Annotated in this window: 27 protein-coding genes; 24 read left to right on the top strand and 3 right to left on the bottom strand. The window is 64.9% G+C overall.

The window, feature by feature from the left end; genetic code table 11:
* Window positions 1-11 precede the first annotated feature (11 nt).
* From ABZW17_RS13705 to ABZW17_RS13590, 24 genes are all read left to right on the top strand, one after another.
* The gene (locus ABZW17_RS13705; protein WP_354813053.1) at window positions 12-485 is read left to right on the top strand and encodes an HNH endonuclease; all 474 of its coding nucleotides are present in this window, start codon (window positions 12-14) and stop codon (window positions 483-485) included.
* A 77-nt stretch (window positions 486-562) separates the two neighbouring features.
* The gene (locus tag ABZW17_RS13700; protein WP_354813051.1) at window positions 563-1,996 is read left to right on the top strand and encodes a hypothetical protein; all 1,434 of its coding nucleotides are present in this window, start codon (window positions 563-565) and stop codon (window positions 1,994-1,996) included.
* A gap of 39 nt (window positions 1,997-2,035) precedes the next feature.
* On the top strand, window positions 2,036-3,550 hold the full coding sequence (locus tag ABZW17_RS13695) for a hypothetical protein (RefSeq protein WP_354813049.1): 1,515 nt from the start codon (window positions 2,036-2,038) through the stop codon (window positions 3,548-3,550).
* Window positions 3,551-3,587: 37 nt separating this feature from the next.
* On the top strand, window positions 3,588-4,646 hold the full coding sequence (locus ABZW17_RS13690) for a hypothetical protein (protein ID WP_354813047.1): 1,059 nt from the start codon (window positions 3,588-3,590) through the stop codon (window positions 4,644-4,646).
* A 44-nt stretch (window positions 4,647-4,690) separates the two neighbouring features.
* Window positions 4,691-5,230, top strand: a complete 540-nt coding sequence (locus ABZW17_RS13685; RefSeq protein WP_354813045.1) for a hypothetical protein — start codon at window positions 4,691-4,693, stop codon at window positions 5,228-5,230.
* Between the two features lie 96 nt (window positions 5,231-5,326).
* A complete protein-coding gene (locus tag ABZW17_RS13680; protein WP_354813043.1) occupies window positions 5,327-6,262 on the top strand; it encodes a phage major capsid protein in 936 nt (311 codons plus the stop codon).
* A gap of 69 nt (window positions 6,263-6,331) precedes the next feature.
* Window positions 6,332-6,760 carry a hypothetical protein gene (locus ABZW17_RS13675; protein WP_354813041.1) on the top strand — a complete coding sequence of 143 codons (429 nt, stop codon included), beginning with the start codon at window positions 6,332-6,334 and terminating at the stop codon, window positions 6,758-6,760.
* Window positions 6,745-7,107, top strand: coding sequence for a hypothetical protein (locus ABZW17_RS13670; RefSeq protein ID WP_354813039.1), 363 nt, complete (start codon window positions 6,745-6,747; stop codon window positions 7,105-7,107). Before ABZW17_RS13675 ends, ABZW17_RS13670 begins: the two co-directional genes overlap by 16 nt.
* Before the next feature lie 3 nt (window positions 7,108-7,110).
* Window positions 7,111-7,431 carry an HK97 gp10 family phage protein gene (locus ABZW17_RS13665; protein WP_354813037.1) on the top strand — a complete coding sequence of 107 codons (321 nt, stop codon included), beginning with the start codon at window positions 7,111-7,113 and terminating at the stop codon, window positions 7,429-7,431.
* Window positions 7,432-7,467: 36 nt separating this feature from the next.
* Entirely contained in the window at window positions 7,468-7,893 is a 426-nt protein-coding gene (locus tag ABZW17_RS13660) for a hypothetical protein (RefSeq protein WP_354813035.1), read from the top strand.
* A gap of 60 nt (window positions 7,894-7,953) precedes the next feature.
* Window positions 7,954-8,559 (top strand): hypothetical protein, encoded by a 606-nt coding sequence (locus ABZW17_RS13655; protein ID WP_354813033.1) that lies wholly within the window; start codon window positions 7,954-7,956, stop codon window positions 8,557-8,559.
* 92 nt (window positions 8,560-8,651) lie between these two features.
* Window positions 8,652-9,059: a hypothetical protein gene (locus tag ABZW17_RS13650; protein WP_354813031.1), complete on the top strand. Its 408-nt coding sequence runs from the start codon at window positions 8,652-8,654 to the stop codon at window positions 9,057-9,059.
* 71 nt (window positions 9,060-9,130) lie between these two features.
* Window positions 9,131-9,403 carry a hypothetical protein gene (locus tag ABZW17_RS13645; RefSeq protein ID WP_354813029.1) on the top strand — a complete coding sequence of 91 codons (273 nt, stop codon included), beginning with the start codon at window positions 9,131-9,133 and terminating at the stop codon, window positions 9,401-9,403.
* Between the two features lie 9 nt (window positions 9,404-9,412).
* Window positions 9,413-13,087 (top strand): hypothetical protein, encoded by a 3,675-nt coding sequence (locus ABZW17_RS13640; RefSeq protein WP_354813027.1) that lies wholly within the window; start codon window positions 9,413-9,415, stop codon window positions 13,085-13,087.
* Between the two features lies 1 nt (window position 13,088).
* Window positions 13,089-13,982 carry a hypothetical protein gene (locus ABZW17_RS13635; RefSeq protein ID WP_354813025.1) on the top strand — a complete coding sequence of 298 codons (894 nt, stop codon included), beginning with the start codon at window positions 13,089-13,091 and terminating at the stop codon, window positions 13,980-13,982.
* An 11-nt stretch (window positions 13,983-13,993) separates the two neighbouring features.
* Window positions 13,994-15,118 (top strand): hypothetical protein, encoded by a 1,125-nt coding sequence (locus ABZW17_RS13630; protein ID WP_354813023.1) that lies wholly within the window; start codon window positions 13,994-13,996, stop codon window positions 15,116-15,118.
* A gap of 23 nt (window positions 15,119-15,141) precedes the next feature.
* Window positions 15,142-15,399 (top strand): hypothetical protein, encoded by a 258-nt coding sequence (locus ABZW17_RS13625; RefSeq protein ID WP_354813021.1) that lies wholly within the window; start codon window positions 15,142-15,144, stop codon window positions 15,397-15,399.
* Window positions 15,400-15,401: 2 nt separating this feature from the next.
* Window positions 15,402-16,559: a hypothetical protein gene (locus tag ABZW17_RS13620; RefSeq protein ID WP_354813019.1), complete on the top strand. Its 1,158-nt coding sequence runs from the start codon at window positions 15,402-15,404 to the stop codon at window positions 16,557-16,559.
* Entirely contained in the window at window positions 16,560-17,267 is a 708-nt protein-coding gene (locus tag ABZW17_RS13615) for a hypothetical protein (protein ID WP_354813017.1), read from the top strand.
* A 21-nt stretch (window positions 17,268-17,288) separates the two neighbouring features.
* The gene (locus ABZW17_RS13610; RefSeq protein ID WP_354813015.1) at window positions 17,289-17,696 is read left to right on the top strand and encodes a hypothetical protein; all 408 of its coding nucleotides are present in this window, start codon (window positions 17,289-17,291) and stop codon (window positions 17,694-17,696) included.
* Window positions 17,693-18,028: a hypothetical protein gene (locus tag ABZW17_RS13605; RefSeq protein ID WP_354813013.1), complete on the top strand. Its 336-nt coding sequence runs from the start codon at window positions 17,693-17,695 to the stop codon at window positions 18,026-18,028. The genes ABZW17_RS13610 and ABZW17_RS13605 overlap by 4 nt, the downstream gene beginning before the upstream one ends.
* The gene (locus tag ABZW17_RS13600) at window positions 18,028-18,930 is read left to right on the top strand and encodes a glycoside hydrolase domain-containing protein (protein ID WP_354813011.1); all 903 of its coding nucleotides are present in this window, start codon (window positions 18,028-18,030) and stop codon (window positions 18,928-18,930) included. The genes ABZW17_RS13605 and ABZW17_RS13600 overlap by 1 nt, the downstream gene beginning before the upstream one ends.
* A 17-nt stretch (window positions 18,931-18,947) precedes the next feature.
* A complete protein-coding gene (locus tag ABZW17_RS13595; RefSeq protein ID WP_354813009.1) occupies window positions 18,948-19,166 on the top strand; it encodes a holin in 219 nt (72 codons plus the stop codon).
* A 361-nt stretch (window positions 19,167-19,527) separates the two neighbouring features.
* On the top strand, window positions 19,528-19,971 hold the full coding sequence (locus ABZW17_RS13590; protein ID WP_354813007.1) for a hypothetical protein: 444 nt from the start codon (window positions 19,528-19,530) through the stop codon (window positions 19,969-19,971).
* A 194-nt stretch (window positions 19,972-20,165) separates the two neighbouring features.
* Here the strand turns inward: ABZW17_RS13590 and ABZW17_RS13585 are convergent, their stop codons facing one another.
* From ABZW17_RS13585 to ABZW17_RS13575, 3 genes are all read right to left on the bottom strand, one after another.
* A complete protein-coding gene (locus tag ABZW17_RS13585) occupies window positions 20,166-20,507 on the bottom strand; it encodes a hypothetical protein (protein WP_354813005.1) in 342 nt (113 codons plus the stop codon).
* Between the two features lie 594 nt (window positions 20,508-21,101).
* Entirely contained in the window at window positions 21,102-22,316 is a 1,215-nt protein-coding gene (locus ABZW17_RS13580; RefSeq protein ID WP_354813003.1) for a helix-turn-helix transcriptional regulator, read from the bottom strand.
* Between the two features lie 110 nt (window positions 22,317-22,426).
* On the bottom strand, window positions 22,427-22,822 hold the full coding sequence (locus ABZW17_RS13575; protein WP_354813002.1) for a hypothetical protein: 396 nt from the start codon (window positions 22,820-22,822) through the stop codon (window positions 22,427-22,429).
* Between the last annotated feature and the right edge of the window lie 39 nt (window positions 22,823-22,861).

Genomic DNA, 22,861 nt, shown 5'->3' with positions numbered 1-22,861 from the left:
AGGAAGCAGTAATGGCCGTAGAGACTCCGTGCAAGCGCTGGGAAGGCGGACACCACAGCCAGGGCTACGGCGTCACCCACGTGGACGGCGAACCGGTCCTGGCCCACCGTGCCGCATGGCTCGCCGTCAACGGGCCGATCCCGGACGGGAAGATCCTCCTCAACCGGTGCGAGAACCGCGACTGCGTTGAGGTCACACACTGGGTGCTGGGCACTCAGTCAGACCGGATGCACGAGTTCATCGCGGCCGGCAAGTTCGACGGTGGGCACCTCCGCCCGCCGACGCCTGAGGAGCGCGCCCGCGGAGAACGGATCCACACGGCGAAGCTGGCCGCGGAGGATATCCCCGCCATTCGCCAACGCGCCCGCAGTGGCGAGTCCCACCGGGCGATCGCCCGCGACTACGACGTGTCCAGGCCGACCGTCTCGTACGCAGTGCGGGGGGAGACGTGGGCGCACATTCCGGACTTACTCCCGCCGACGTAAAGGCTTACCTGGATCAGTTCCCCCGTGGGGTGCTGGATACCCCGCGGGGGCGCCGGGCGTTGACCCGTACGCGGCCGATGCTGTTCGCCCTCCTCTACTTGGATCACCATCTTCGGTCTGAAGAGACCGGGGGGTTGATCTCATTCAGTGAAGCCCACGTCGAGTGGTTTGAGCTGGCCCGCCGCTACATGCGGCCCATCGCTTCGGTACCGGCCATGTCGATGCGAGACGCGATCATTGCCCCCCGCGGCTTGGCGAAGTCCACCGACTGGTTCCTGATCATCCCGATGTGGCTGGCTGCTCACGGGTGGCGACAGTTCCAAGCGGCCTTTGCCGACTCGGCAACCCAAGCCGAGGAACACCTATCGACGTTCAAGCGAGAGCTGGAGAACAACCCGTTCCTGCGGCTCGACTATCCCGATCTGTGCACGCCGGCCCGTCGCCCTAAGGGCGGCGCTGTCCGGGACACACAGTCTATGTATATCGCCCGGTCAGGGTTCATCTTCGCCGCCCGCGGCATCGACAGTGCCGTGTTGGGCTTGAAGGTCGGGAACAAGCGACCAGATCACATCATCCTCGACGACATCGAGGGCGCTGAGGGTTCCTACTCGCCGCGGCAGAAAGAGTCCAGGCTGAAGACGGTCACGTCGGGCATCCTCCCGATGAACCCGAACGCCTCGGTGACGATGGCCGGTACCGTCGCCATGCCAGGCGCGATCATCGACGACATCGCGGCGAAGCAACGCGGCGACGAGTACCCGTCGTGGGTCGACGACGAACAGTTCGTTCCCCGGTACTACGACATCATCCAGACCAACGAGGACGGCACAGAGCGGTCTATCTGGCCTGAGCGGTACCCGTGGTCCTGGATCCAGCAGTACCGCCACACCCGGTCGTTCCAGTTCCAGTACCGCAACCACTCACTCGCGGCTGACTCGCCCTACTGGACGCTTGATGTGTTCCGGTACCGGCCCGACGACAAGGCCGGCTTACCGCCCATCCAGATCACCCACCAGATCCTGTCGATCGACCCTGCGGTGACGGACAAAGAGCGGTCCGACTTCACCGGCCTGGCGGTCGTGGCGTACTCCCGGATCGAGGACGTGTGCCTCATCCGGGACGCCTGGCAGGTGAAGCTTCCGCCGGGTGAGCCGATGCGGCTACGGGTGTTGCAGATCCTCAACGCCTACCCGGAGATCTCCGGCGTCGTCGTGGAGACCAACCAGGGCGGCGACCTGTGGCGAAACACCGTGCTCACCGGCCTGCCTGTCCCCGTGCGGACAACCCACTCCAGCGACCCGAAGGAAGTCCGCGCCGGTCGGGTCCTGTCCAAGTACCAGCGGGGCAAGGTCTTCCACGAGAAGCGCCTACCGGCCCTTGAAGGGCAGATGGTGGCGTTCCCGCGGGGTGCCCATGACGACCTCGTCGATGCCGCCTGCCAGGGCGTGACCGTGTTCCTCAAGGGCGACACCCCGCCGCCGCGCACATCAGCACGTGAGGGCGCCGCATAGCCGCCCCTTCCACCGTTTCGACTGTCCCGAGGGGGCGTGATGGCCAACGACCTGGGGGATGCCCTCGAAGCGATCTGCGCGGCGGAGCCTGGCTACGGCAAGGCAGTGGCGTACTCGGACGGTCCGGTGACTGAGGTGTTCGCATCGCGGCGGATTCGCCGGCTGCTGCGCGACAAGGGCATCAGCTTCCAAACCCTCTTGGGTTGGGTCGTGATCGACGCCGTCGCGGACAAGCTGAAGATCACCGCGATCAGCAGCGACACCGACGAACGCACGGCGTTGCTCGCCGCGGTGGATGAGGTCAACAACATGGCCCTCGTCCGACCGCAGGTGATGCGCCGCGCTCTCCAGTTGGGTGACTCCTACCTGTGGGCGTGGCCCGAACTGGACGACAAGGGCAACCCCGTACCGGGCAGCGTGCGGATCAGCTGGCATGACGCTCGGAACATGCGGGTCCTGTATGACGAGGACCAGCCCGGTGTGCCGCGTCTGGCGATCCAGCGGTGGGCCGTGACGACCGATGAGGGCAAGCGGGTCCGCGTGGACCTGATCTACCCGGATCGGATCGACCACTTCATCAGCAAGGGAACGCGGGCGTCAAAGCCGTCGGACTTCCAGCCCTACTCCGAAGAGGGTATGGACTCCACGGAGGAGAACCCCTACGGCTTCCCGGTGTTCCACTTCCACGGAACGGGTTTGCCGGGGGAGTACGGCACCCCGGAGCACGCGTCGTTCTACGGCTGCCAGGACAAGCTGATCAAGCTGACCTCGGTGCACATGGCGGGGCTCGACTTCCACGGCATCCCGCAGCGAGTGGCCCTCGAGGACGGCACCGGCAACGCCGCTGCTGACGCCTCCAACCTGGATGAGGACGAGTTCGCTGTGTCGCCCGATGGGCAGCGCACGGACACCGTCCACGGCGGAGACGCTACGTCGAAGCTGTCTTCGGAACCGGGCTCCGTCTGGTTCCTCAAGAACGTGAAGCAGTTCCTTCAGCTCGAACCGGCTCCGCCCGGGGTGTTCCTCGATCCGCGACAGGCGTACCTGCGCGAAGGTGCAGTGGCAAGCAAGACGCCGCTGCATCTCTTCGACCGGTCGGGGCAGCTCCCTTCCGGAGAGTCGCTGAAGACCGCGAACGAACCGCTGGACACGAAGTCGGACAGCCGTAAGACCTCGTTCGACGGGACGTGGCGTGCGTTCTACCGGTTCGTGCTGAAGCTGCTCGGACAAGCCGATGCGCCTGTGTCCATCGCGTGGGCCCCGATCGAGTCGACCGACGAGACCACGAAGCTGGGCCACGCCAAGCAGAAGCAGGAACTCGGTGTTCCGGTCGACCAGTCGCTGACTGAGGTGGGCTACAAGAGCACCGACGTAGAACGCTGGATGCAGGATGGCGAGGGTGGCCTGCCAGCCCGTGTCGAACTGCTCCAAGGCTTGGGCGCGGCTGTCCGTGACCTGAGTACTGCTGTCGCTTCGGGGATCCTGGACAAGGCAACTGTCGACGCGGTGATCACCAAACTGATCGGTGACGTGTCCGATGCCGGCGCCGCGTGACCCGCGGGAGCTGATTCGCAAGCACGACGATGACGCTATGGCCGCTGAGAACGCGGCTGTTGCTGATGTTGTCGCGCCTGTCGAGTCGGCGTTCACCGCGTTGTGGCGCTGGATCCTCCGGACCTGGAACCGCCTATTCGGGCCGCCGAAGACGCAGGCCGAAGGCGCCCGGCTCAGAGGGCTTCTGGACGACCTGACTGCCCAGATCGTAGGTATCGGCCTGGACCCGAATGACGCGCTTCTCAAGCACGCTCAGCGGGCACGGCTGCTCGGTGCCGACCAGGGCGCACGAGAGGCCGGGATCCCGCCGATTGGTGATCCCGGCGAGGTGTCGAAGGACACCCGGGACGCGATCCACCGCGGCGTCCGCTGGGCACAGCAGAAGCTCGAGACCGGCGCCGACGAGTTACGAAAGTTGGAAAACGCGGACCTTGATCAAGTGCTGGAACAGGCGTCTGTTGCGCGGCAGGCGAAGGCCATCCTTGAGCGCACCGCACGGACAACCTTCAACGACGAGCTGAACGCGGGGATCCGCGTAGCCGCCGAGAAGGTCGGCGCTCGACTGGTTTGGATTGCAGAGCGAAACGCGTGCCTGTCTTGTACTGCTCTGGCGGGGCATGTGGTGACTCCTGGGCAGCCGTTCCCGGACGGGACCCGGTTCGGCGGCAGACGCGGCGAGTTCGCTCCCGTCACCGAACCCCCGTTTCACCACAACTGCCGCTGCCGTGTCTCGCCCTGGATAGGTCACGACACGAAAGCAGCAGGGGCCGTCACCCACGACTGGCAGGAAGCCATCAAGGACGCGCTAGCCAAGGGCGACACCGTGGCCGCAGACGCGGCCCGTCGCGCTGCCGCAGCAGCGTTGGCGTCAGCGGCCGAAGACATGCCGCAGGCGCTTCGTCGTGAGGCTGAACGCGCCGTGCTGCGCGGCGACTCCGACTTCGACAGCGAACGTGCGCGCCTCAGCGCCGCCGACCGACTCCTGACCCGCATCGGGGCAGGGAAGAACTCACCTTCCCCATATGGCTGGCGTGTTCCGGCATCGGTGAAGGCGAAGTCACGGGCCGCAGTTAAACGCGGCTCATTCGACAAATAAGCAGCCCGCGACGGGCTTTCTTTCCATAGGAGAGGTGCGCCGAGATGGCGGACGAAAACACCACTGAGACCACGACCGAAGAGGCGCCCGTTGTCGCGAAGGCGACGGAGGCTGAGGAGTGGACTCCGCCGACGCGTGAGCAGTACGAGGCGCTGACCGCGAAGCTGTCGAAGGTCAACGCTGAGTCCGCTGAACGCCGTCTGGAACTGAAGGAACTGCGCAAGCAGACCGAGACGGACGCAGAGAAGGCGAAGCGGGAAGCGCTGGAAGCAGCCGCTGCCCTGTACAAGCCGACCGCCGTCAAGGCATCTGCCCGCGCTGCTCTGCTCGAAGCAGACGCCCGCACCGATCGGGTGGGCGCTCTGGCCGGCCTCATCATCCTGTCCAACCTGGACATCGGTGAGAACGGCGAGATCACCGGCCTCGACGCTGAAGTCAAGCGTGTCAAGGCCGAGTACCCCGAGTTCTTCAAGGCTGAGGGTGAGGGCGAGAAGCCCAAGCCCGGGAGGCTGACTCCTGGTGGCCGTCCTGCCGCCACGGCCCCGAAGACCCCCGGCGAACAAATCGCCGCTCGCTATTCCTGACCTGTCGAGAAGACGGGCCCACCTGAAACCGCAGCCCCGTGAGGGATCGGCGGTGACTTTCCCCTTTCCCTCTTCAAGAAACGGAGAGACGCCATCATGGCCGTTTCCTTCACGGGTGCCGGGTGGATCCCGGTCGAAACCAACCCCGATGTCATCCAGAAAGTCCAGCAGGCTTCGGCCGTTGAGCGCTGGGGCAATCACGTCCCGATGTCTTCGCAGACGAAGTACACCCCGCGTTCGGGTGGCGTCGTCATCGGCCGTTGGGCCAAGTCGACCAGCGCCCCGGCGGACAGCTCGGGCAACGACTCGGTTCTCCTGAACGCCGACAAGTTCGGCGGCAAGGTCACCGTCGCCGAAGAGGACATGGCCGACTCTCTCGCGTCGATCGTCGACACGAAGAGCATGGACGCCGCGACCTCGTACGGCAAGCTGTTCGACAACGTCACCCTCGGCATCACTGCCGCGAAGGGCACCAGCGGGTGGGGCTTCGACAGCCTGTACTACCTGCTGACCCAGGCCGACAGCACGACCGGGTACACCGCGAACGCGAACCTGACCCTGGCCGGCACGGGCGGCATCACGTACGACAACCTGTCCGCTTCGCTGGGGCAGATTGAGCAGGGCGACTACTTCGACCCGGCTCAGACCGTCGTGATCGCTCACCCGTCCTTCGCGCAGACCCTGCGCGGCATCAAGGACGGCTCGAACCGCCCGATCTTCAACGAGAGCACCAACGGCACCGCCGGGGGTGGCCAGGGCGGCACGGTGACCCTGTTCGGCTACACGCTTCAGTGGTCGCTCGGCGCGAAGACCAGCGCGGCCGGTTCGCCGTCGCCGACCGGCAAGCCGTTCATCGTCTTCGGCAACCGGCAGTACCTCCAGGTCGGTGACCGCGACCCGCTGGCGGTCAACTTCCAGGACTCGCAGACCGGTATCGGTGTCGACACCGACGAGAACGTCCTGTACTTCCGCGCCCGCAAGGCGTTCGCGGTGGGTGCGCCGGGCGCGTTCGCGATCCTCGTCAACGGCTGACCAACGTCAACCTGACAAGGGGGCTGCGCGGCAAGTCCGCGCAGCCCCCTTCGCCGTGGGGAGGCATACATGCCCGACACATGGGCGACGACCACGGATGTGACCACCTACACGCGGGCCAACGTGGACGCCGCAACCCTGGCGGTCGCACAGGCCACGATCGATATCAGGGCTGGTCGCCTGCCGGTCGATGCTGACCGCATCGGTGCCCGGGACCAGTACTGGCTGAAGCTCGCTGTCTGCTATCAGGCCGCGTGGATCAACTCGCAGCCTGACGCGTTCGACCGCCTTGACCTCACGTCGTCGGGCGGGGCGCAGTCGACGAGTTACGCGCCGTCCGCGATGACGCTTGCGCCGTTCGCGAAGGATGCGCTGAGGCGGGTGTCGTGGCTCCAGGCGCAGTCGTTGCGTGTGCGCGCACCCTATGAGGACGCTGATCCTCGCAGGGACGTGTACGGCGACGACTACCAGGACCCGGGTGTTTGGCGGTCAATCTGATGTGGGCGCTAGCGACCTGCCGTGCCTCGATCTACCGAGGCACCAGCGCGGATCCCGACTACGGGGACCCGGTTCCTAACAACAGCGCGCCGCTCTACACGAACGTCCTGGCGGCGATCGAAGAGAAGCGCGCCACTTTTTGGGACCACGCATCGCAGACACCCCGTGTGGTGCGGAGCGTCCTCGGGACCGTCCCCTCTACGACGGACATCAAAACCGGCGACCGCATCCGAGACGGCAAGACCGGTGCTCTGTACGTCGTCCTGAACGTCACCAGGCCGCAGCAAGCCGGCCGTGAGCCCGATACCCAACTCGATCTTAAGCGCGTCGGCGACGACGGGGGGTGAGCCGTGAAGTACGTCCCTAGCGGAGACTGGCGAGAGAAGATCGCCGCCGATGTTCGGGACCTCTTCGGCAGGCTAGTCGGCGAAGTCCTCGAGGACGCGCAGGCGATGGTTCCTGTCGACACTGGCCACCTACGTGAGTCGCTGTCCAGTGAGATCCGTGGAGAGACCGCCCGGATAGGCAGCGATCTGAACTACGCCCTGTACGTCGAAGAGGGCCACCGCGTGGCCTACCGGGATCCCCACACAGGGGAGACGGTCTTCACGGGCGACATCGTCCCACCTCAGCCGTATTTACGTCCCGCGCTATTCCGAAGGCGGGTCTGAGACATGGCTCCATTCATTTACGCCTCAGATGAGGCAGTGGCGAAAGCGTGGATCGGCCAACTCTCCGGCTTCTCGACTGTAATGGTCGGAGAGACACTGCCACGCGACAACTCCACCTGGGCAACATCCGGGTACGTCACCGTGGCTCTGGCTGGCGGCACCACTGTCCCGGAATTTCGTCTGGAGTCTCCGGTGATGGATGTCCGCAGCTGGGCTGTGACGCCCGGCAGCGATGACCCACCGTGGAACAAGGCGCGCAACCTTGCGCTGTCTGTCCAGGCTGGCACGTACAGCCTCACGCCGTGGTTCCTCGAACTTCCGGCGTGCGATGAGAACGCGGTCGTGAAGGCCGCCTACCTCATCGGCAAGCCACGTCGTGGCTATGGCGATTTCGGCAGCTATGCCGTGTACGCCCTGAACCTGGTCCTGAAATGGGTCCCGGTCGCTAAAAGCACCCCGTGATGGGGAACTGACAACAACCCTCTTGGGGCCGTCAGGTCCCCATTCCCTCATGGAGTTTTCATGGCTGACACTGCCGGCCTTGACCCGACCAACCTGGTTATGGGTCCCGCCCGACTGTACATCTACAAGAACGCGTTCGACCCGACTCTCTCGTACGAGCCGGCGCTGACCGACGTGAACCTTACGCCCGCCTCTTCGGCGTTCTATGACACAGGCTTCACCCTCGGTGGTACCAGCATCAGCATCGACCCGACGTGGACTTCGCTGATGGGCGACCAGGTCCCCGACGACCTGGGCGCCCGGCTGACCGGTCGGAAGATCAAGTGCACGGTGAACTTCGCCGAGATCACCCGTGTCAACCTCAACTACGCCTGGAACATGACGGCGGGCTCGACTGGCGCGAACTACGCCGTTTCTGACCTGAACGCCGGCCAGACCGCGAACCGCGCCCCGTACCGGACCCTGCTGATCGACGGCCTTGGCCCGGACAAGACCGATGGCAGCGCCTCGTACAAGCGGCGCGTGATCCTGCGCAAGGTCCTGCCGTCGGGCAACACCTCGCTCGACTACAGCAAGGCCGATCAGCAGGTGCTGAAGGCGGAGTTCCAGGCGTTTTTCGTCACGGAGACGGTGAGCCCCATTCGGATCATCGACCAGACCAGCTGATCCATCCCCCGACGCAGCCCCGTACCCGCGTGTGCCTGACCGCCGCGGGTACGGGGCTGCCCCATCTCCAGTCCTGTCAGGAGGACCAAAGCATGGCCGCATCAACCCCCCGTAAGACCGCCACCCGCAAGGCGTCGACCACCCCGCGTCGGACGAAGCCCAAGCCGCCGGCCGACCTCGGCATCGTCCTTGACGACGACGCTGCCCGTGCCGAGACGGAAGCCCTGGTTGCTGACCGGGAGCCGCTGTTCACCATCGGCGGCAAGACCTACACGATCCCGAAGCTTGTCCCACCGTCGTGGTCGCTCAAGGCGTACGAGATCGCCGTCACGGCCGGGGAGCCCGCGGCCCTCGCGTTCGCTGCGCAGAAGCTGCTTGAGCCGGAAGCGTGGGACGCGTTGGTCGGCTGCGAGACGCTGAGCCGCAGCGGCATGACCACGGTCCTTCAGGCGCTGATGGACAAGCTTCTCCCCAACGGGGCGTTCGTCCCAAAAGCCTGATCGACACGTGGCATGACCGGCTCTCAGAACTCGGGTGGTTCGTCATCCACCTAGATGACGTGCTGTGCGACATGTCCGTGTTCCACCGGGTCGACGACATGGACGACTTGCCCGCGGCTCTGTTCTTCCCCCGCATGTACCGGCTCCCGCTGTTCGACGGCGCGGTCCGGTTTGCGTTGATGAATGAAGCCCGTGATGAGCAGGTGACTCGTCGGCCTCAGCCCGCTGATTCGCCACAGCCTGCGATGACCGCATACAGCCGCGATGACCTCGCAGCTCTCAACAACACCAAGCCTTACGGCCCTATGGGCGTGAACCAGGCCGGGGTGTTCGACCTGGGTTAGGGGTGACCGGTGCCCGAAGGTGACGGCGATTTCAAGCTGGCCGGCGCATATGTCGAAGTCCACCTCAAGGACGAAACGTCCGGCGACGAGAAGAAGATCCGGGCGAAGCTCGAGGGCGACAAGCCGATCAAGCTTGAGACGGCGCTGAAGGATCCCGAGAACGCCAAGATCGTCAAGGAGAAGATCGAGCGGGAGACCAAGCCGACCATCCGGCCGGAGGTCACCAACCCGATCGATGAGGCATGGCGGCGGAAGATCCAGGCCGCCATCGCTTCGACTGCCACGAAGGCGCTCGACGTTCCGGTAACCCCGGACACGGAGATGTTCCGCCGTGACCTTGAGGCGTCGCTCAAGAAGGCGCAGACGCTGGTCCGTGCCGAGATCCCGACGACGCCTGAGGGCGCTGAGAAGTACCGGGCGCAACTGCAAGCCCTCGTCCACCTTGCGGAGTCGGGTGTCAAGGCGAACATCCCGGTTGAGGTCGATGAGAGCGGGGCTCGCAACTCGGCACGCAAGGGCGGCGCGGCTGTCGAGAGCGAGATGAACCGGGCGGCCAAGCGGGCGAACGCTCAGTTCGATGGGCTGAAATTCCTCGGTCTGTCGGCTGGTCTGCCTGCGGCTGCCCTAGTGGGTGCGGCAGGGGCCACGGCAGCGCTTGCCCTCGTCAGCGGTGGGTTCGGCCTACTCGCTGTGTCGATGGTCTCTGGCAACGAGCGTGTGCAGTCCTCGTTCCAGCAACTGTCCCACCAGGTTCAGACTGACGCGACGGCGATGGCGCAGCCGCTTGAGAACGATGTCGTCGGCGCCATCGACACGATGAACGACGCGTGGACGAAGGTCCGTCCGGCAGTACAGACCGCAGTTCGTGGCTCCGCGCCCGCCATCCGGGAACTGAGCGGCGCGGCGAGCGACTTCGCCGTCAACGTGATGCCTGGTGTGGTCACGGCGGTGGAGTCTGCTGAGGCCCCACTGAAGGGGCTGCGTTCCTTCACGGCGCAGACGGGCACCGGCCTGTCCAACTTCTTCACCAACCTGGCCAAGGGCGGAGACGCTGCCGGTCAGTCCATGCGGGACTTCGGCGGGATCACGCAGAACCTGTTGGGACAGACGGGTGCGTTGCTGGCGAACCTCGCCAGTGGTGGACACGTGGTGCTTCCGCAGTTCGGCGGGGCGGTGGATCAGGTCCTGACCGTCGCGAACAACCTCGCGACGCACGGTATGCCGCTCCTGACCGGCACCACCTCGGGATTTTTGGGGACTGTCGGCGGTGGCCTGAACATCGTCACTGGTATGACCGCGGCCCTCGGTTCGTGGGCTGAGCCGGTCGGCCAACTCGGCGGCTCCATGCTCGCCACCAACTCGATCGCCAAGCTGTTCGGCTCTTCGCTGACCGACACTGGCTTCGGGGTCAAGGCGTTCTCCACGACGCTGGACGAGGCCGGCAATAAGACGACCCCGTTCAAGGCGGCAATGGATGGCGTCGAAGGCAAGGGCGCCAAGCTCAGGGCCGGACTGAAGTCTGTCGTCGACAACGGGATCAACCCGCTTGGGCTTGCCCTGGTTGCTGGTGGGTTCCTGCTCGACCAGTGGGGGAAGAAGAGTCAGGAAGCCGCGGCGAAGGCCGCGGAGTTCAACGCCTCTGTCGCGGACATCAAGGGCACGCTGTCGTCTACCGGTGCGGTGACAGCGAATACCCGTGCGATGGAAGCCAACAACCTGGCTACCAAGAAGCTTGGCGTAAGCCAGCACACCGGGTCGCAGCTACTCGCCGAGTACGGCGTCAGTAGCCAGCTCACCACCGATGCGATGACCGGCAGCGCTGGCGCTCTCGACCGGTTCACCAAGCAGATGGACATGAACGTCCGCGGAACCCTGGCAGCGAACCTGACCCAGGGCGACTGGCAAGCGTTGCAGGAAAACGGGATCAGCAAGACCGACGCCTACAACGCCGCTCTCGGCGGGTCCATCGCTGGCTATAAGGACCTGGATGAGGCTGTCCGGGGAACTTCTGGCAGCACGGACGAGAACATCAACCGGGTGAACTCGGCGCTGGGTGCTATCCAGGCGTCGACTCAAGGTCAGCGTGACCTCGCTACCGAAGTGCGGGAACAGGCACGCGCGACCGCTGAGGCTCAGCGTCAGATGCGTGAGCTTGGCGACGCCACCGGGTTCGCTGGCGAGAAGCTGAAGATGTCGGCCGCGGACTCCGCGGTGATGTCGGGGGCTTTGGCGACGCTCGGCGACGCAACTAAGTCGGTCACCGACCAGGGCGGTGCGCTCGGGGTTGTCCTAGATCAGCTGTCGGGCAAGGGGAACACCCTCTCGGCTGCGCAAGCGCAGACGACGAAGGCGTTCGACGACACCGACAAGTACATGAAGCAGGTCAACGACTCCGGCGGCAAGCTGAAGGGTACGTTCTCCGACCTCGTCAACGGCGAGGGTGGCATCAACGGCCTCACGGCCAAGGGCGCTTCCCTCCAAGGCGTGTTCGGCTCTCTGTCGACGGCGATGGGTACAGAGGTTGCGGCAGCGTTCGCGCAGAGCCAGGCCACTGGTGACAGCCTCGCTACTTCTCTTGGTCGCGTTGAGGAAGTCACTCAGCGGACCCGGGACAAGTTCGTTGCCGCGGCTACCGCTGCGGGTCTGACGAAGACACAGGCAGGTCAGCTCGCCGACAAGTTGGGTCTTATCCCGGCTGAGGTTGCGGTGCAGTTCGCCGCGAAGGGTGACCAGCAGCTGCAAGACAAGCTCCTCGGCATCCAGGGACAGTTGAAGGCGGTGCCCGACAAGAAGGGCATCGTGGTCGACACCCTCACTCAGCCGGCGGTCGATGCCCTTCAGCAGCTGGGTGACCAAGTCGTTCAGCTCCCGGACGGTCGGTTCCAGGTGTTCGCTGACACCAAGGAAGGCCACGACGCAGCCGCACGTCTGCTCGAGGAGATCAACCACTACTACCCGGTCGTTGCGGTTCACGCCGACACCAAGGACGCCACCGGATCGGTGACGCAGTGGCAGCAGCAGACCAACAACACGTGGGGCATGACCACCACGGATACGCGGGTGGATCCAGCTACGGGCAAGGTCCAAGCCTGGCAGATGCAGGCTGACGGAACCTGGGGCTGGACGAACCTGAACTCCCGTACCGATCCCGCGTCGGGGAAGTTGCAGCTGTGGGTCCAGCAGGCGAACGGCACGTGGGCGTGGGTGAACGCTGACGCGAAGACGGGGGCAGCTAACGCGGCCATCGACTACGCGGCAAGGGATCGCACGGCCACAATCAACGTAGGTGTCAACTACCGCGAGTCCGTGAGGGTGCCCGGCACCAACATCCGGATGTTCGCAGAGGGTGGTATCGCGGCGTTCGCCAAGGGTGGCGTTGCGTTCAATGACGCCGGCCGGACGCTCAGCCCAATGGCGCCGCTCGCCAACATCGTGCCGCCCGGCACCTTACGCGTGATCGGCGACAACATGCGGGTCCCTGAGGCGTACATCCCAATTGACCCGATGTCGTCGCGGTCTCAGCGATTGCTCGACGAAACCAACGCTCGAATGGGTCGCATCCCCGCGATGGCCGGCGGAACCACGGTCAACAACTACGTGACGGTCAATTCCGCGGCAATGGATCCCAACAGCATCGCCGCTGCCGTTTCCGGCGAACTCGGCTGGGCCATGAGGGGAGCATGACGTGGCCACTTCAGTGATCCTGCCGACGTACACGGTCGGTACTTGGGCAGCCAATGTGGACGATGACTACGGCTGCCGATGGGTGGTCACGTCACAGACGTTGAACAGCGGTTCGACGCGAAAGATGCACACAACGGAGCGGCCCTTTGGTATGGGTGCGTATCGCGCCCGCTCATACCTCGGGGCTCGCTCCGACACTGTGCAAGGGTGGTGTCAGGCGCCTGACTTTGCGGGCGCTGCCTCTGCTCGAGATCGACTGTTGGCCCTCTTTGCCGATGGCGGCCAGTCGATCCTAGTAAGGAACGACGGCCTTTCGTCCCGTCAGCTGACTGTGGAACTCGACAACGCGGCCGTGAAAGTGGAGCCGTGGAGTGATGCCCAGGGCTTCGACTGGCAACTTCAGCTGTACGCCGTTGACCCGCGTTGGCTCGACACCGCAGTGCAGACAGCGGGACCGATCAGCGTGGGCGGTGCGTCTACTGACGGCCTGGACTTCACTGCGGGCAGCCCTGGTGGCCTGGACTACACAGCCGGCACGCCGGGCGGGTTGGACTGGGGTACCAGCGGAACCGGCGGTGTCCTAGCGCTGAGCAACACCGGCACAGCAACGTCATTCCCCGTGTTCACGGTCACTGGTCCGGTGACGAACCCTACGTTGACCAATCCGGCTACCGGCGACGTGATCGCCTACACCGGGTTGGTCGACGTTGGGCAAGCCCTCGTCATCGACACTTCACCGTTCTCCCGCTCGGTCGCCCTCAACGGTGTTGACCGTTCCGGATTCCTCGCGTCGGCGCAGTGGATCGAGATTTCGCCCGGCAGTCAAGCGTCCGTCCAGTTCTCCGGCACTGGTGCGGGATCGGTCACCGCCACCTGGCAGTACGCCTACAACTAGGAGGGGGCCCGATGCCCACCAACGCTGCGGCGACTGGTTTCTGGACTGCCCAGAACCGGAACAACGCCCGTCAGGGTCGAGCCCTGATCCAGGCCATCTATCAGAACAACGACACCACCCCGCTGAATGGCACCCGCTCTGGTGTCGTTCCGACGACGTGGGACGTGGCGAACCTTCGGTTCACCGACCTGGCTGTGACTGTCACGTCCGGACTGACCATGAGTGTGGCGCCTGGTACCGCGGTGGCGTTCCGCACCGGTCAGGGCCCCTATGAGGGTTGGTTGACTTCGGCTGCGTCGGTGACATGTGACGCGGCGCCTGGGTCGAACCCGCGCAACGACATTGTCGTCATGCGCTGGTACGACTCTGCGCAGGGTGACACGTCGCCGGACGGCAACCCCTGCCGCATCGAGATCATCACGGGAACGCCGGGCGCTGTCCCTGTCGACCCGATTACGGTCAACAGCCTCGGCGTATACACCAGCTTCCCCACCTCGGGTGGCGGTATCGGTATCCCGCTGGCGCGGGCGCAGGTGTCGACCGGTGGGGTCATCACGTTGACTCGGCTTCGCCGCTCGGTGGGTGTAATCGGTTCGACCCGCGCTCTCATGGAGGGCGACAGCGACACGGCCGGCAAGGTCGGGGACACCCGCTACAACCCCACCACCGACCTGTATGAGGTCCTGAAAAGCGACGGGACGTGGCAGAAGCTGCGCTACGGCGTTGATATCGGCGGCGAGTGGAAGGACGGGCGGACCACGCCTGCGCTGGCCACCGGCGCGAACAAACTCCAGTTCGCCACCAACGTCGTCTCGCCAAACGGGCTCACGTTCAACGGCACCGACACCTGGACGTGCCAGACAGCTGGGCCTTACTCGTTCTTCGGCCAGCTGCGTTCGACCGCGGGCGTGAACGGCGGGATCTGCGTCGGTGCCACTACCTACTCCGATGCCACACACATTGTGCCGTTCCTTGGCTTCACCAACGGCACGGACTACGCGTTGAGCGGCACGGCGTACCTCACTGCGGGACAGCAGTTCTGCTTCTACTTCTACAACAACGGCTCCGCCACCACGATCAACAACGCGCTGCGTAACGCCATGGCCAAGGTCTGGAAGCAGCAGGCAGCGGCCTAGCCGTAGCTGGATGGGAGATGACAATGCCGCGCTTCGTGCGGACATACGACGCCGAACAGTGGGACGGCACCAACCTTGATGCCGTGATCGCTGCGGTCGAGCAGCGAGGACCGGGAACTGCCTTCGGCCCAGTGACCGAACAGGCCGGCGTGGTGACTGTGCCGTCCGGGATCATCGGTGACTTGACCCTGCTGCCTGGCTGGTGGTTCGTCGCTAACGACGAGATGGGGGAGTTCCTCTCCGATGAGGACTTCCAGGCTCGCTACCGCCAGGTGGAGTAGACGTGGCCACGGTAGAACGCGCATACACCGCGCTGGCCTACGACACCGTGACCGGGCGGGTGCTGTTCGACTTGGACCTGACGAAGGAACCGGAGTGGTCGGCGCGGATCAACGACGTGGGGGGCTGGAAGATCACCGTCCCACTCCACGGGTCGGCACGGGCGGCTAAGGTCCGTGAGTGGTGTGTGCCGTGGCGGTTCTCCGTCGCGATCGTGCGTGGCCGTGGCGTCCCAAGCGACACGGTTTGCCAGGCCGGGCCGATCCTGCCGTATGCGCCGGATGACGATAGCCCGGTGCATACGGTGTCGGGTAAGGGGTTCTGGGAGAATTTGAACCATCGGTTGTGTCACGCCCGCACCTGGAATCCTGCCTCTGCTCGGATCACTGACAGCTCGGCGGATCTCGCGGTTACCGACAGCTTGCCGAACATCGCTCTCAACATCGCGTATCACGCCACGTCGATGGTGTACCGGCCAGGCTCGGCCCTGCCGTTGGACCTTCCTGCGCTGTTCCCGGCTGGGACGAATACCCGCACGTATCACGGTTACGACATGGCGATGGCCGGCCAGCGGCTTCAGGAGTTGACGCAGGTCGACGGCGGCCCGGACGTGTTGTTCCAGCCCTACCTGACCGTCGTTGGTGGATTGCGCTACATCCGGCATCGGATGCTGATCGGTAACCCTTACCTGACGCAGCCTGGTGTGCCGTTGCTGTTCGACTACCGGTCGAACCTGGTGAAGCTCGCCATCTCCGGGGATGGGTCGGACCAGGCGAACACATCGTTCGTGAAGGGGACGGGGAACGAGGCAGGGCAGCTTTACGGCTACTCGACTGACACCACGCTGGTGTCGGCGGGGTGGCCGATGTTGGACATGGTCGACTCTGGGCACACTTCGGCGTCCGATCAGACCACGTTGGACAGCTGGGCGTCCGCCGATGTGGCCTTGTACAACTCGCAGCCGGAGCAGTGGCAGGCCACTGTGCTGGCCGACGCTGACCCGCGGCTGGGGTCGTACCTGCCGGGCCACTTCGCGGACTACAGCGTGAAGCACCACCACTGGTTGAAGAACGGCAAGTACTCGTACCGAATCCTCGGTATCTCGAGCGGCCCCGAGCGGGACAAGGTGCTGCACCAATTGCAAGCAGTTAGGGGGTCCTGAGTGGTCGCCAACCAGCCGATCGAGCGGCCCGGTTCGTCGGACTTCCTGGTGAACAAGCTGAATCGTCAGCAACGCCAGGCCGACGAGCAGGGCCGCCAGTCGAAGTACCCGTTCATCGTTTCACATTCCGGCACTGTGGACTTCGCGGTAGTGCCACGCCCCAACGGGGCCTCGGGCGCCGCGGTGCTGATCTACGACGGTGCAGCAAACCTAGTACTAGGTTCCGACGTGGACGTTGGCTATGGTCTGGCGCAGCCCTACATCCAGGTCCCGATGTACCCGACCAACCCCGGTCTCATCTTCAACAGCAGTGGCTCGTTCGCTTCGTATTACACCGGGCAGGTGCAGCAGCTCAATAGCTGCTTTCTAGCCCAGTGGCGGATGAACAACTCATGGGGCGGCGCAGGTGCGGCGTCCGTAGTAGAGAGCTACGTGAAGATCTACGACGCGGTCACCGGGTGGAACTGGACCAGCCCAACTGTGCAAGCACCTGCATCCACGACGGTATCACCGGGCGTACTGACCACCTGCGGCCCGTACTCGGTGCAGGTGCCCGAGCCATCGATCGGCAACTTCTTCGGGGTCGATATCTTTTCTCGCGTGGTTTCCGGTGGTGCCAGTTCGGCTATAGCGGTGACTCCTGTTTCCATTCTCGGCGTGGCCTTCTCATTCGCGCAGGGCTGGTTCGCTGGCACAACCTCGCCGTGACTTCAGACGGAGGAACGTTCGATGATCAACCCCGCGCAGCGATCACCGTTTGAAGTGTTGATGACGCTAGCATTTGGTCTGTACTGCGTGGCTGGACTTGTCGCGTTCGACCAGTTCGCCACGACCACACTTCAGGCGTACCCCGAACCATGGGCCCGCGTGTTCCTGGGCCTGGCGCTGGTGACTTGCGTGCTGACCCTGACGGGAATCGCTCGCGCACACACCGCCGTTGGTGTCCTGGTGGAACGCGCCGGCCTTGTCGGGTTGTCTGGTGTGTGCGCGACCTACACGATCTGGGCGTTCGGGAACTCTGGGAAACGAGCGTTGGCGTTCGGCTTGCTGCTCGGCGCTATTGCTGTCGCCTCAGCATGGCGAACATGGCAGATCTCCCACGCCCTCGGCCACGCAAGGAAGGTGGCCGACCAGTGAACTTCTGGACCGTCGCCGGCGGTGTCGTCGTCGCGGCGGCAACGCTGATCACCGCCGTAGTTCTAGTTTTCAAGGCGCGTCCTGAGGCGCGTAAGTTGAAGACGGACGGCACCGCAGCACTGTTGACCGCGACGACCGCGACGAGTGCTGAACTTGCTGATCAGGTCGCCGAACTTCAGGCAGAGACTCGCCGGCTGTGGCAGGCGCAGCGCGCCCAAGAGCAGCGAATCACCGCGCATGTTCGCTGGGATCGCAAGGTTGTAGACACCTTGCGATCACTCGGCGGCGAGATACCCGATCCACCACCCCTCTATATGGAAGAAGCAGCCTGATGGCTACTGCACTCGACTACTCCGCGGGCCGGCCAGCTGGTGCCGCTGTTCGCGCCGCTGGACACGTCGGCGTGGTCCGCTACGCAGGCACACCATGGCGACCCAAGAACATCACCAAAGCCGAGTTCCAAGACATGGACCGCAACGGCGTTGGCGTCGCATTGATTTTCGAAGACCTATCCGGAGATGCGCTCAAGGGCTGGGGCCGTGGCGTGGACGCGGCAAGAGCCATTGCCGCGGACGCCGCGAACATCGGCTTTCCGGCATCGCGCCCGCTTTACTTCGCTGTCGACCAGGACATCACGACTCAGATGGAAACGGTCAAAGCCTACTTCGGGGGCATCGCCTCCGTGCTCGGCAGCCGCCCCATCGGCGTGTACGGCGAAGCTGACGTGCTCGACGCCGTCATCGGTGCGGGGCTGGCTGAGTACGGCTGGCAGACAGCCGCATGGTCCAAGGGGCGGCGGACGACCAAAGCGCGCCTGTTCCAGCGCATCGGATCCGTCGTCGTGGGCGGGATCGCATGCGACGTGAATGACATCCTGGCCGCCGACTGGGGCCAGCACAACGCACAGGGAGACGACATGACCCCGCAGGAGTTCTTGGACACGAAGGTCACTTGGTGGGACGGCCACGCTGTGCCGATGAAGGACATCCTGGCGGAGGTCTTCATTGCGGCTCGCGGCCTGAACGGCCAGCCGGCGTTCGCCGACCAGAAGACCCCTGTGGTGATTCCGCCCGTAGCGAGCATCGACGCCAAGGTTGCTGGGCTCAGCGCGGCCGTGGCTGCCTTGTCGTCTCAGCCGGACCTCACGGTCGATCAGGTGCGGCAGATCGTCACCGACGCCGTGAAGCAGAACATTCAGATCACCGGCGAAGTCCACATCGGCCCCGCCGCCTAACCGAGGAGTATCAACCCATGTCCAACTTCGTCCGTGACCTCGCTGAGCGTGCCCTCGCCTCCGTTGCTGGCGGTGTCCTCTCCGTCGTCGGTCTCGACGCCGTGAACGTCCTCAACATCGACTGGAAGGCCGCTGTCGGTGTCGGTGTCGGCGCTGGTGTGGTCGCCGTCCTGAAGGGCGTTGTTGCCCACTTCGTCGGCGACCCGAGCACCGCTGCGCTGCTGCCCAAGAACTGAAGGAGCGGACCGTGTCCGAACAGGAATACCGCCCGGTCGAAACCACGTTCAACCCTGCCAGCGCCGCGTACAGCGCCTGGCGCGGCGAGTCCGAACCCGCTGCCCCGGTAGCGGCTGAGGTCGTTCCTGAGCCTTCAGGCAAGCCCTCGGGGGGTAGCACCCCGGGCGAGACCAGGAACCTTCCTGGCACGAAGTAGGCCCAGCAAAACGCCCCCACTCTCATTGCAGAGTGGGGGCGTTTCGTGCGTCTAGGGCGTGGAGATCAATATGTAGCTTGAGCTGCGTCTACACCTTCGGGCTTGCCTTCCAGCATCACTTAGGGCATCATCTCTAGTATAGCTTCAGATACCAGAGGAGAGAGATGGTTGACCAGAAGATCCGAGAGAACCGACTGCGTCGCGTGGCTCAGCGGCGAGGAATGCGGCTCTTGAAGTCGCGGGCCCGGGATCCTCTGGCGGTTGGCTACGGCGGGTACATGATCGTGAGCACCACGGGGGCGCACGTCGCTGGCGAGCTGGACTCTCCGCTTGCGCTCACGTTGGACGAAGTTGACGAACACCTCAACGGGGGCGCGAACGGTCTACTCGAACGCGCCCTTGATGTAGCCGACGACTATGGAGCCCTGCTTGAACGAACCATGTTTGCCGCAGAACGATCGCAACAGCTGGCAGAGCGTGGAGAAGCAGCCAGCGCTGATGTCGCCTTCCTGGCGAAGTTGATCGTTGAGCAGGCGGAGCGGCATGGCGAGAACCCGCCGGTGGCGTTCATCGAATGGCTTGACCGGCGAACTGGCGGGGAAGGGTAGAGCCCGTACGTTGCGCATGGGGGCTCCCACTACTGGAGCCGTGTGGGAGCCCCCTGCCCTCCGGTTCTCATCGCCGGAGGCGCACCACCCAATCCACGTATCCGGGGTAGGACATGGTTGTTGTGGTTGGGTGGAGTTGGAACCCGGCTGGCCCGTCGTCCTGGAGGGAGGACAGGACGTGCCAGTCGGGGGGTCTACTCGCCCCGCGCTATCCGTGCAGGTATCTCGGGGCGCAACTCGCGTGCTATCCACCGATCGAGTTCGACTCTGCTCACTGACGCCTGAACCTGTTCGGCACTCGGCACCAACTCGGCGTTGAACACGACAGTCAGGTCCTTGCGCGGGATGGTGACCACCCGCTCGACCACATCGAGCTGTGCGCACGCTTCTCGCAGCGCCGCCTTCCACGTGTCCAGGTCGCACACGTCGCCAAGGTGTTCGTGGCGGAAGACCATCCACATGCCGAGTGCCAGCTTCTGCGCCAGCTCGGCTACGTCGCGGACGTAGTAGGGCTCCGCGACATCATCGGCGGGCACGGGGCACCTCCGTGATCGGGTTGGTCTGGTCCACGCAGTAGGGGCACATCCGGTCTGGATGTGGTTGCACGGGCCGCGGAGTGATGCTCGGCCGGTCGTGCCCACGCGGCTGTGGCCGGCGCAGCTCGCACGCCGGCAACACCAGCGCCGGCCAGTCCTGGACAAGCTGAGCGTGCGGGTAGAGGTGCGCTAGGCCGTCGCAGAAGCCGTGCCGCTCCCACCACTCGCCAGTGTCGGCCCTGCTGCTTGACGACCAATCGTCGAGCGCGGTCACCGCCAACGCTCCGGCAACGGTCTAGGTGTGCCGTACATCGGCCAGTAGGCCGCGAGGACCCGGCGGCCCGCGGCGTAGTCCGCTCTCGTCATCGCTTCGCCTGGCTTGCGGGGGCGTGCCAGCTGACGGAATGCGGTCTCCAACTCCGGGGTAACATCGGCTGAGGGTGACGGCGCGGAGAGGGTGTGTTCGTGTTCGGCCCGGTCCTGAAGAGGAACCCGGTCGCTCTCGTTGCCCCTCTCAGCGAGGAGCATCTCACCGTCACACGCCGTCACATTAGTGATGCTAAGCGCGAACTAAGCTCAGACGTTCACAACCTGTTAACTCACCTGGAGGCGTGACTTCAGGCTGTCGAGTTCCCAAGCGCGCCGACGGGCACGAACGTCCAATTCGGCCACGACTTCGCGCGCGATCGGGTCATGGCGGACTCGCAAGGGAGCGACCCGGTCTGCAAGGTCAAGGTGCCGGATGGCGTCAGCGTCGCGGGCGCCTCCGGCCTGGATGAACGCACGTGCTAGGTCGAAGTGGAGGGCGGCCTTTCGTTCGGCCGAACGAAGCCCCGCATCGTAGTTCTCCACACGCGTGATTTGCTCGGCGCGCTCGGGGCCGATGCCGAGTTCAACAGCAAGGGACAAACTCCACGCCTGAACATTCGCCGGACCAAAGTCGTAACGCAACGTGCTGCGCTCGCCCGTGCGTGCGGCAAGCTCGGCGGCCACCCCAATGTGAGTGTCTGCGGCGTCCACGTTTTGATCCTTCGCGGCAAGTTGCGCAGAGGCCAAGTGCAGCATCCCGGCGGCTTCGGCGGGCGCGGTGTCAGAGGCGTCGGGATCGGCCCCGCTGACAGATTCGAGTGCCAGCCTGGTGACGCGCTGAGCCCGATACCGTGCCCCCATCCGCCCTAGAACGACGGATGCGGACATGGCTGCGAAGCCGCCAAGCGCCGGGTCTTCCAGGCGTGCTGCTGCGTCCTGTGCGCGCCGTGCCGCAATGGCCGCCAGGTCGTTGTTCCCAAGAGTTCGGGCAGTGCCGATAGCGACAATGCACGCCTCCGTCAGGGCGCGGAGTGCTGCCTGTCGAGTGTCTGCATTCCCGGTAACGGCGTGTACATGCAACTCCGTCAGCAGGTCCCCGAGGGCGTGACCGGCCAGCCCATAGCGTGAGTCCGCTGAGGCGGCGTTCGCTCGTGCCGCAAGTCGGGCGAGTTCACCGACCGGCCGCACGCGTATGTCCTCTGGCACATCGTCCAGTGTTGAATCGAACAGAGCCACGGAGATGGGCGGTAGCGTGGCGATCGCTTCGGCGCTGAGCCTGTCGCCCGGCAGGTACGGTTGTCCAGTCAGGTCCGAGACCGCGCAACCAAGGGCGCCGGCTAGATCCTCGAGCAGCCCGCGGCGTTCGAAGCGCCGTTTGCCGTTCTCGAGCATCGACCAGTACGCCTTCGAAATGCCTGCCAGACCGGCGGCAGTATCGAGGCTCATGCCCCGGCGCCGACGGATCTTGCCCAGTCGTTCGCCAATCTCGGCATGGTCCATGTTGACCACCCTCATTCGCGGAGTCGACCTCTCCGCGTGCCCCCGGGAGCTACCCGGGGGCGTCCCTCCGCGAAGAGGTGCAGCAGCTAGGGTACCGCCTGAGGGTGAAGTCAGCGGCCGATGCTGCACACCAGATCGGATGAACCGGCAACGCGGCGCGGAAGCGCCACTGCCTTGCCGTCGTACTCGATCCGACACCAGGCGTCCTGCGCCTCCGGAGGGGTCACAGTGACCAGCAGGCCCAGGTCCTCTGCGTCCTTGTCGGTCGTGAACTGGGTCCGGTAGTCGGCGCCGGGGCTCATCGGTCCCGTGTCGCCCCCCGGGCCGCCTGCGATCCGGTAGAACGTGCCGGCGGGGCCGCCGACCTTCACCGACACCTGGTGCGGGCCTGAGCTGGCGAAGGCGCCACCAACCCAGAGTGAACCGAGGACGAGCGCCGCGAGGATCGCCAGGCCGATGACCATCCGAAGCGGGGTGATTCCTCTGGCACGGAGGGTGGTCGACATGGCGGGCGCTCCTACCTTCAGGTGTGGCTGTTCGTCGAA

Source organism: Amycolatopsis sp. NPDC004625, assembly GCF_040609695.1.
Lineage (GTDB): Bacteria > Actinomycetota > Actinomycetes > Mycobacteriales > Pseudonocardiaceae > Amycolatopsis.
Note: the sequence above shows the minus strand (reverse complement) of the source record. Positions and strands in the feature narration are given on the sequence as shown.